The sequence below is a fragment of the Protofrankia sp. CiT1 genome, from assembly GCF_917627335.1.
GTDB lineage: Bacteria > Actinomycetota > Actinomycetes > Frankiales > Frankiaceae > Protofrankia.
This window is the reverse complement of the sequence record NZ_CAKJTP010000144.1, coordinates 1,151-10,453: the sequence shown is the minus strand read 5'-3', so window position 1 is coordinate 10,453 and position 9,303 is coordinate 1,151. Positions and strand designations below refer to the sequence as shown.

Genomic DNA, 9,303 nt, shown 5'->3' with positions numbered 1-9,303 from the left:
CCGGTGGTGGGGTCGCCGGTACTTGCTCGGTCCGCCGGTCGGTCCGCCGGTCGGTCCGCTGGTCGGTTTGTTGCTCGTGAGACGGAGCGTCTGTGAGTACTATTCATGATCTTACCGCGCTGGAGCAGGGGCGGGCGGTGCGGGCCGGCGAGCTCTCCCCGACCGAACTGGTCCGCCATTACCTGGACAGGATCAGCACGCTGGACCCGACGGTCGCCGCGTTTGTCACGGTCACCGAGGATCTCGCGCTCGCCCAAGCCGCCGCGGCTGAACGCGAGCTCACCGCGGCACGCCGGACCGGCACGGTTCTCGGTCCGCTCCACGGCGTGCCGGTGGCCGTCAAGGATGTGGCACGCATCGAGGGCGTTCGCCGCACGTCAGGGTCGACGGCCTTTCTCGACGAGATTTCCGATATCGATGATCATGTTGTCGCCCGTATGAAGAGCGCCGGTTTGGTGATTCTCGGAACGACGAACACCCCTGAATTCGCCCTGACCTGCTACACGGAAAACCGGCTGGGGCCACCCACCCGCAATCCCTGGAGTCCGCGGCACAGCCCTGGAGGTTCCAGCGGCGGCTCGGCCGCCGCCGTAGCCGCGGGGATGGCGCCCATTGCGCACGGCACCGACGCCGGTGGTTCCGTACGGATCCCAGCCTCGGCCTGCGGGCTCGTCGGAATAAAACCGAGCCGGGGCCGGGTCAGCAACGGGCCGATCGGGCACGATGTGACGGGGCTATCGATCAACGGCGCGTTAGGGCGTACAGTCGCGGACGCCGCAGCCCTGCTTGATCTTATGTCCGGCCTGATGCCGGGGGATACCGAAACGGCACCCGGCGGACTTGTCGGCCCGCTCGCCAAGGGCGTCGAACCCCGCCAGCTCACGATCGCCGTGATGCCCGAGCCGATGCTGCCCGACGTGACGGCCCATGCCGACTGTCACGACGCGCTCAAACACACGATCGAGCTCCTTGCCGCTGCCGGGCACCGGGTGGAGGAGATGGAGATGAGCCCGGACCAGGAGGTGGCCGACGCCTTCGGCAGAGTCTGGTCCGTCGTGGCCTCCCAGGTGGCTCTCGAGGACGAGGAAGAGGACGAGGAGTCGCTGGAACCGTTCACGCGGTACATGCGGGACCGTGGCCGGGCCGTCTCCGGAAGGCAGCTGCACGCCGCGCTGACGACGTTTCGCGGAATCGGGCAGATGCTGACAGACTTGATCTTCGAGGTGTACGACGTCATCCTGACACCGACGCTCGCGCAGCCACCCGCGCTGATCGGTGAGTTCACCACCGACACCGACGCCAACGCCAACTTTGACCGGATGACGGCGTTCATGCCTTATACACCGCTGTACAATATTACCGGCCTACCGGCTGTCACCGTGCCTGTTCACTGGAACGACCAGGGCCTGCCGATCGGCGTGATGTTGGGTGGTCGCTACGGTGACGAGGCAACGCTGACGGCGCTGGCGGCCCAGCTCCAGTCGGCTGCCGGGGAGCTCGGGCGGCGCCCGGAGATCTGGTGAGGCGCGGTGCGTGGCCCCGGTGAAGCGCAGTCAACGATCGGGGAGTGAGGCGGGACGATGACCAGTGAGCTGACCGACGATGAAGTCGGGCCGTTCACCGCGGGTGAGACGTCGCGGGGGGTGCTCCTGCTGCACGGGTTCGGCGGTTCCCCCGCGTCGATGCGTCCGTGGGCGCGGTACCTGCTGGGGCAGGGCTACCGCGTGAGCGTCCCTCTGCTGCCAGGACATGGCACGACCTGGCAGGACCTCAGCTCGACCCGGTGGCCCGACTGGTACGGCAGCGCTGAGCGGGCACTGATCGAACTCGCCGAGCACTGTGAGACCGTCGCGGTCACCGGCCTGTCGATGGGCGGCTCCCTCGCGCTGCGGCTCGCGGCTCGGCATCCGGCCATCGTGCGTGCCGTTGTGCTGGTCAATCCCTCGATCGCCAACCCGAATAGGCTGCTGTTCGCATTGCCGGTGTTGCAGCACTTCGTGCCCTCGATCAGGAACGACGGCCCGATGGTCAAGAAACCCGACGTGCCGCGGGCAAGTTATGACCGTTTGTCGCTGAAGGCCGTGCGGTCGATGACCCTGCTGTGGCGGGACGTCCGGCCACGGTTGTCGGCGGTCACGCAGCCGCTGCTGCTTTTCCGGTCGCTGGCCGATGGAACCGCCGGCGAGCTCTCCAGCGGAATCGTGCTTCGCGGGATCGCCTCGGCGGAACACCGTGAAGTGCTGCTTTCGGACAGCTATCATATCGCGACGTTGGACAACGACGCCGAAACCATCTTTGCTGAATCGGCGGCATTCCTGCGTACCTGGCTGCCCGTTCTCCAGAGCGGTCCGGATCCCAGCGACACGGCGCGGTAGCCGGGCGGTGCTCGCTGGCGCCAGGCGATGTCTGGTCGCGCCCGGTGGCCAGCCCGGGTAAAATCACGCATCCGTCTCCGGCCACACCAGGTCATCAGGTTGCCGGCATCGTCGCGGCTTTCGTCATATTAGAGCGCCCGGCAATAGGGGTATGGGTCAAGGAGCGGGGTTGGGGTGCGTGCGTCGCGAGGCGGCGGAGGGAGTCACCGGAGGTGTTGGGTGGCGACCGACGAGCCGGGGTACCCGTGCATCGCGCGGCGATGGACGGGGAGCGATGCGGCGAGGTGCGTGCCCCAGCCCCGCGACACCGCTCCCCTATTGCCGGGCGCTCTTAGTTATCCTGGAATCTTAGTTATCCTGGAATAGAATTCTGGATAACAGGAAGAGCGAATGGTCGCGGCATGGCGATGATGGCTCAGTAGAAGATCGCGATCATGCGGGGGTAGGTGGGAGATGGTTGATCGTTTGATCGACCTGCGAAGCGACACGGTCACGCGGCCGACTCCAGGCATGCGGGAGGCGATGGCGCGGGCAGAGGTAGGCGACGACTGCTACGGCGAGGACCCGACGGTTGCGGCGCTGGAGGAGCGCGTCGCCGACCTGTTTGGGCATGAAGCCGCCGTCTTTGTGCCGAGCGGCACGATGGGGAATCAGATCTGTCTGCGGCTCCTGGTACCGCCGGCGGAGGAGCTGCTGTGTGACGCGGATGCGCACATTGTGACGTATGAGGGAGGGGGAGCGGCCCAGCACGGCGGAATATCGACCCGGACGATCGTTTCGCCGCGGGGCATTCTTCAGCCTGACGCGGTGGCGCAACAGCTTCGGCCTGAGGGATTCCGGACCGTGGTGACCAGGGCCGTAGCGGTCGAACAGACCGCGAACCGTGCCGGCGGCGCGGTCTATCCCATGGATGTCCTCGAGTCGCTGCGGGCGGTGACGCGCTCAGCGGGCGTCGCTCTGCACTGCGATGGCGCGCGTGTATGGAACGCCATCGTCGCCACCGGTCTGCCTGCCGCGGCCTTCGGCCGGCTGTTCGACACCATGTCTGTCTGCCTGTCCAAGGGGATGGGCGCGCCCGTTGGATCCCTGGTGGTCTGCTCAGCGTCCCGCGCGGCTGCCGCCCGGGTCCTGCGCCGGCGGCTCGGTGGTGGGATGCGGCAGGCCGGCATAGTTGCCGCGGCTGGCAGCTACGCGCTGGACCACCATGTGGAGCGGCTGGCTGATGATCATGAACGTGCGCGGCGCCTGGCTCGCCGGATTGCGGATGTCGCCCCCTCCGCCGTCGACGTCGACGCGGTCCAGACGAACATGATTGTCCTTGACCTGTCGGACACCGGCTGGCCCGCGGGCGAGTTCACCGCCGCGGCGGCCCGTCACGGACTGCTTCTGCAGCTGACTGGCCCACAACGGGTCAGGGCCGTCACCCACCTCGACATCGACGACGAGGACATCGACAGCGCGGCAACGCTCCTGCACGGGCTGCTCGGCCGTTGAACGCATGCGGGCCCGGTCGGGAACGGTCGTCACAGCCGTTCCCGGTTGTTTGGGACTCAGCGCGCCCGGCACCCGGCAAGAGGGGACGCGGCGTCGCGGGGCCAGGGCACACGCACCTCGCGTCATCGCTCCCCGTCCATCGCCGCGCGATGCACGCACCCCAGCCCGGCTCTTTGATTCACACCCCTATTGCCGGGCGCTCTCAGGCGGGATGCCGGCGCCGACGGGACAGTTCAGCCAGGGCTTCCTCCCCGGTCCCGGGGCGCCATTGCCGCCGCAGGCCGGCCCGAGCGACACGGATACCGGCGACTCCCACAAGCGCGACGGAAAGGGCCGCCGCGGTGAATATCAGGGTAATGCCGCGAGGAGCGTGGTTGGGGCGGACCGGCGGTAGCATGACGTTTCGCACCGCGCCGGTAGCCGTGGACGGTGATGCCGGGCCCGCGGTTTCCCCGGGCAGCTCCGCGGTCACCGCGGAAACCGGGTTGAGCACTCCCCAGCCCAGCTGGGGGTCGGGCAGCCGGCCGCCGGGCCGGTCCGCGGTGAGTTCGATCCGGCGGCGGACCGCCGCCGCACTCAGCTCCGGCCGGTAAGCCCGAACGAGCGCGGCGACTCCAGCCACCTCAGGCGCCGCGTAGCTTGTTCCGTCGCCGACGAGATGGCCTGACCCGCCCGTGCCGAGACTGATCACGCCCTCTCCCGGCGCGGCCACGTCCACGTAGTCACCAGCTTCCGAGAAGCCCGCCGGCTGGCCGTTCTGACCGGTCGCGCCCACCGCCAGCACTTCCGGGTAGGCGGCGGGGTACGTCCGGGGGTTGCCGTTCTCGGCCTGGTTCGCGACCGCCGCAACGATCAGTACGTCCCGCTCCGTGGCATAGCGGATCGCGGCATGCAGGCTGTCATCGGGGAAGAAAGCGCTGGTCGAAATGTTGATCACAGAAGCTCTGCCGTCGACCGCGGCGCGGATGCCCGCGGCCAAGCCCGCGGCGGTGCCGTCGGAGTCCCTGGACGCCTGCCGGATGGGCAGCACGGTCGCCTCAGGCGCCATCCCGGCGACCGGGGTTCCCGGCACGGGGGCGGCCGCGATAATACCGGCGACGAACGTGCCATGGCCCGAGCAGTCGGTGTTCGCCGGCACCCGCTGCCCGGTCACGTCCGTGCCCGCGAGGACCCGCCCCGCGAGCTGGGGCACTGCCGCGTCCACACCTGTGTCGATCACAGCAACGGTGACTCCCGCGCCGCGCGTCAGATTCCACACCCCGGCCGCTCCCAGCCGCCGCTGCGCCCATGGCATCGTCCGTACGATCTCGGTCGACGGTGGCGCGCAGCCGGTGGACAGCGGTGGGCTGACCGGCGGCGCCAGCGGCTGGGCGGGTGCTCCCGTCGGCGTTGGAGTCCCCACCGGTGGTTCCCCGCTCGCGGGTGACCACGACTGGGTGAGGGCCATGAGCGCCACGGCTGTCATCAGTACGGTCAGCGGCCGACGCGAAGACCCGGTGACCGCCAGCGGTGAGACGCGGCCTCCCCGGCGGCCAGGGCGTGTCTGACAGATCGTCGATCGCGGGGATCGGTGCCCAGAAGGCGTCCCGCCGCGTTGTCGTCGGTCCGGACAGAACACCGCTGTCCAGGCCTTCTCCGCCGCCCAGGCCGCTTTCTGGATCATTGTTCGCATCGACCAGCATCCATCAGACACGCCCTGGCAGGCGGATAGTCGCTCATCGGTTCCGCTCCTCCGGGATACGGCTTTGTACTTCTCGAGAAAGGCACGTATCTGGCCTGTGGCCGGTTCAACCGGGCTCGGTCGAACCTCCAACGGGGTGTGGGACGTGCATTCCTTGGGGGCCGGCGAAACAGGTCTATCCGGTTCCACCGGCTGAATGGCGACGGCCCGGATGGTGACGACCCGGATGGCGGGATGACTGTGCTGAAAGTGGATGTTCTCATGCCCGCGGGCCGGCACCGCTCGCGTCGAGCCAAGGGTATCGGCGGAACGGTGCTCATTCTCGCCGTTGGAATGGCCGGTGCGATATTGATCGGTATTGCGGTTTGGCTGGGTGGCGCGGGTGGGGGTGAATCCGCGCCTACCGCCGGCAGCGTGCTTTCGGCCACGGCCGCCCCGGATGCCGACGCGGCGCAGGCCGGCAGGACAGCGCTGACCACTCCGCCTAGGACAAGCGGCCTGCCGAGCGAGCACTGGACACTTGACGTGCTCTACGCGTCTGTTGGGATGCTGGTGGTGACTGTACTGATCCTGCCCTGGGCGCTTGAACGCCGGGCGCAGTCTCGGCAGGGCGACGACCTGTCGACCCGCCGCGGACGACCATCGCGGCTCCCGCTCCTCCGCCCGGCCGTGGCCGGGAAGCGTACGCCGGCTGGGCGGAGAGGGACCATCCGCCCGCGCCAGTGGCCCAGGCCGACGGCGGAGCGGGAGAAGGCGCTGGCGACCGACTCGCTCGCGCCGGCTGTTGCCGCCCCGGTTCAACGGGACAGCACCCAAGCCCCAGCCGCGAGTGTGCCACCGGAGGGCCTGGACCGGGTGCACGTCCAGCCGGTTGTCGTGATACCGGCGTGGCAACCGGTCGAGCCCGGACCAGACGCGCGGACGGCCCCGGCCGTCGCGGCCCTGGAGCTGCCCGGTGACGTCGTGGGCGGTACGGGCGGTACGTTTCACGACCAGACGGCGACAGCTGCCGGGAACGGTTCGCAGTGACCTCCGTCGGTATCCCGGGGCTCCGCCGCAACCGCCAGCAGGACCCGCACCTCGGTTCGCCGTTGCCGGAGCGAGTCGAGCGGGTGCGGACAGCTGGTCACGTGCTGGGCCTCAACGTCCGCACCGCGCTCGTGGTCCAAGTCCTGCTGCTGGCCGTTCTCATCGTCTGGGGATACGACTGGGTGACAGTCGGCCGGCCTGTTGTGCTCTCCGTTGCGGTAATGATAGTCGCGTCGAACGGCGCCGCGCCGCTGGCCCGCTTGGCGCGGCTGGCTGCCGCACGCGGCCGTGGCCCTCATCGTGGCCGTGGCCAGACGAAGGCCGGCGGTGACGCGCCCCGCGGCACGACCGACGGGCTGGCAGCCCCCGTGCTCGGTGGGCTTGTGCCGGGGATAGGAATCGGTTCTGTTCCCGGCCGGGGTGGCAGCCGGATCGGCGTCGTCCACGACGGACACGGCTGGGCCGCGCTCCTGGAGCTCGGCCCTGAGCCAGGGCCGCTCGAGCCGCGGGCCGACGGGGCGTTGCCGCTGACCGGGCTGGTGGCGTTGCTGTCCGCGGACCCCACGACGCGGATACGCGGAGCACAGCTCGTCATCCTCGTCGCTGGAGCTAGCACCGAGCCCATGGCGGCGGAGCAGCCCCAGCCGCCCGGGTCACTGGGCGCGGGGGAGGCCCCCGCCCCCGTGACCGCCGTCCCACTCGCGCGCACCGTCCACGTGGTGCTGCGCTTCGACCGTGCCGATCTGACCGAACGCGCGTTGGGTACGGCGACCTCCGTCCAGCAGCTGAGACAGCCGGTCCGGCGACGGGTGGAGCAGGCCGTCGAGGTGCTGCGGGCGAATGGCAGCCCGGCTCGGCCGCTGGGCCCCGAGGAGGCACGCGACGTCCTGGCCAGGGCGGTCGGGCTGGCTCCGGTAGACCCCTGCGCCGAATACTCCCCCGGTTCGGCTCCGGGCGGCCGGGGCGTCCTTGCCGAGGGCTGGTCCTGGCTGCGCCACGGCGTGTCCACGAGCGCTTCGTTCCAGGTCATCCGGTGGCCTGCGGCCGGGCTGTCGACCTTCGTGGCCACCGCGGCCACGCTCGCCTCGGCGGCGCAATCCGTGACTGTCAGCGTGGGCCTCGCGGCCGGGCGGCACGCGGACGAACGGCCGGTGATGAGCGGCTTGATCCGAGTCGCCGCGGATGACAGCGACGAACTGGCACGCTTGACGACTCTGCTGCTGCGTTCGGCAGCGGCTGGTGGCTGGCGGCTGGGTCGGCTGGGCGGCCGTCAGGCGCCGGCCGCCATAGCCGCGCTGCCATTGGGACGGCTTGTCCCCGTACGGCTGCCCGGTGGCTGGCGGCATGAGCACGCGTCTGGTGACGTCGCGCTGGCCACCCACCGCGCGCCGGCCAGCGCGGCCTGGTGGAACCTACCGGCCATGGCCTGCGGGTTTGTCCTGGGGGTGGAACGCCAACAGGTCCCCGTGGTCGTGCGGATGTTTCGCCGTCAGCCGACCACCATCGGGATGTTCGGATCCGACGGGCTGGCTCGGGCAGTGGTCGAGCAGGCGCTGGCCAGCGGCGCGACTGTCCGGATCAATACGCACCGGGCCGAGTGCTGGGCCGGGCTTCGCCAGCCACGGGTATCGGATGGACAACCCGCCAGGCTGGCTTTCGCCGGCCCGCGGCCGGCTATCCTTCGGCCCGGTCCGCTTCTCCTTCTGGACGAGATGAGCCCGCATTCCGGGAACCAGCCCAGCCTCTCATCCACGGCCGGTTGGCAGGCACGGATCGTACGGCTGTCCACGGTCACCAGCGAGTCGGTACGGCTCCTTGCGTCCTTCGATTTTCTGTTGCTGAGCGGCAAGCTGCCCGCGGACGCCGTCGAGGCTGTCCGCATCGCGGCTCGGCTACCAGAGTCCGCCTGTCGTTGGCTGCCGCTGCTGCCCGACAACGTCATCGCCCTGGTAGTACCCGGCGAGGTGCGCTTTGTTACGATTGTTGCCGATACGGGAGATCTGGTGGCGGCCTGACCCATGCCGAGCTGACCCGCGCTCGGCTGGACGGGGCCGCGCCGAGCCGCAGCCGGTAGCGAACATGCTGTGTCGGGCCGGGGAGAAGACCCGGGCAGAGTTTGGGGAGAAGACCCGGGTTTCACCGGGCAGCAGACGTGGGGTGACGGGGCTGGTTCAGCCCATTGTCCACAGTCGCACCATGCCATCGGCGCTACCGCTGGTCAGAACGTTCTCATGCGGAGCGAACGTCAATGAAAGCACGGAGCTGGTGTGGCCGGCCAGCGGTTGGCTAGTGGGTGGGGTGTGGTGCGGTCGGTCATGTCCCATAGTCGTACGGTGTTGTCGCTGCTGGCGCTGGCCAGTGTTTTACCGTCTGGGGAGAAGGTCACTGAGAATACGCTGCCGGTGTGGCCGGTCAGGATTGGTTGGCCCAGCGGGCGGGGAGCGGCAGCCGGGGACTGCCACGTCGCGGAGTAGATGACGCCCGTTCCGCCGCCCAGAAGAACAACAAGGCCAAGAATCAGGATCGCCGGGCCGTGGGTGCCGAGCCGGATGGAGCTGAGGCGGTATTTGCCGCGGCTATCAAAGATCTTGCCGTTGTTGGCCGCTGTGTTACCAGTGGACAGGTTGCTATCACCAGCCGTCACAGCGGGAGTCAGTGCCGCGGCAGTGCCGGCCGTGACCGCATCAGCCCAGTCCCGTTCCGCAGCGGGCAGTACCTCCCGGA

Annotated in this window: 7 protein-coding genes and 1 pseudogene; 5 read left to right on the top strand and 3 right to left on the bottom strand. The window is 69.3% G+C overall.

The window, feature by feature from the left end; genetic code table 11:
* The first annotated feature begins 92 nt into the window (after positions 1-92).
* The 3 genes from MJ785_RS17710 (at position 93) to MJ785_RS17700 (ending at position 3,869) form a co-directional block, all read left to right on the top strand.
* On the top strand, positions 93-1,523 hold the full coding sequence (locus MJ785_RS17710; RefSeq protein WP_239381845.1) for an amidase: 1,431 nt from the start codon (positions 93-95) through the stop codon (positions 1,521-1,523).
* A 57-nt stretch (positions 1,524-1,580) separates the two neighbouring features.
* A complete protein-coding gene (locus tag MJ785_RS17705; protein ID WP_239312101.1) occupies positions 1,581-2,375 on the top strand; it encodes a carboxylesterase in 795 nt (264 codons plus the stop codon).
* A gap of 465 nt (positions 2,376-2,840) precedes the next feature.
* Positions 2,841-3,869, top strand: coding sequence for a low specificity L-threonine aldolase (locus tag MJ785_RS17700; protein WP_370651698.1), 1,029 nt, complete (start codon positions 2,841-2,843; stop codon positions 3,867-3,869).
* A 202-nt stretch (positions 3,870-4,071) separates the two neighbouring features.
* Here MJ785_RS17700 and mycP read toward each other — a convergent pair whose 3' ends face one another.
* Entirely contained in the window at positions 4,072-5,316 is a 1,245-nt protein-coding gene (mycP, locus tag MJ785_RS17695; protein ID WP_239381847.1) for a type VII secretion-associated serine protease mycosin, read from the bottom strand.
* A 468-nt stretch (positions 5,317-5,784) separates the two neighbouring features.
* Between mycP and MJ785_RS17690 the strand changes: the two genes are divergently transcribed.
* Both MJ785_RS17690 and MJ785_RS17685 read left to right on the top strand, forming a co-directional pair.
* Positions 5,785-6,579, top strand: coding sequence for a hypothetical protein (locus MJ785_RS17690; protein ID WP_239381843.1), 795 nt, complete (start codon positions 5,785-5,787; stop codon positions 6,577-6,579).
* Positions 6,576-8,594, top strand: coding sequence for a hypothetical protein (locus MJ785_RS17685; protein WP_239381841.1), 2,019 nt, complete (start codon positions 6,576-6,578; stop codon positions 8,592-8,594). Before MJ785_RS17690 ends, MJ785_RS17685 begins: the two co-directional genes overlap by 4 nt.
* A gap of 156 nt (positions 8,595-8,750) precedes the next feature.
* Here MJ785_RS17685 and MJ785_RS17680 read toward each other — a convergent pair whose 3' ends face one another.
* On the bottom strand, positions 8,751-8,837 hold the full coding sequence (locus tag MJ785_RS17680) for a WD40 repeat domain-containing protein (RefSeq protein ID WP_239312112.1): 87 nt from the start codon (positions 8,835-8,837) through the stop codon (positions 8,751-8,753).
* Positions 8,825-9,303, bottom strand: a pseudogene (locus MJ785_RS17675) (hypothetical protein); the annotation flags it as partial. The gene MJ785_RS17680 and the pseudogene MJ785_RS17675, both read right to left, overlap by 13 nt.

Bases quoted from the DNA above. Each gene is read 5' to 3' on its own strand.
- MJ785_RS17705 (WP_239312101.1), top strand. From the start codon at position 1,581: ATGACCAGTGAGCTGACCGACGATGAAGTCGGGCCGTTCACCGCGGGT.
- MJ785_RS17690 (WP_239381843.1), top strand. From the start codon at position 5,785: ATGACTGTGCTGAAAGTGGATGTTCTCATGCCCGCGGGCCGGCACCGC.
- mycP (WP_239381847.1), bottom strand. From the start codon at position 5,316: ATGGCCCTCACCCAGTCGTGGTCACCCGCGAGCGGGGAACCACCGGTG.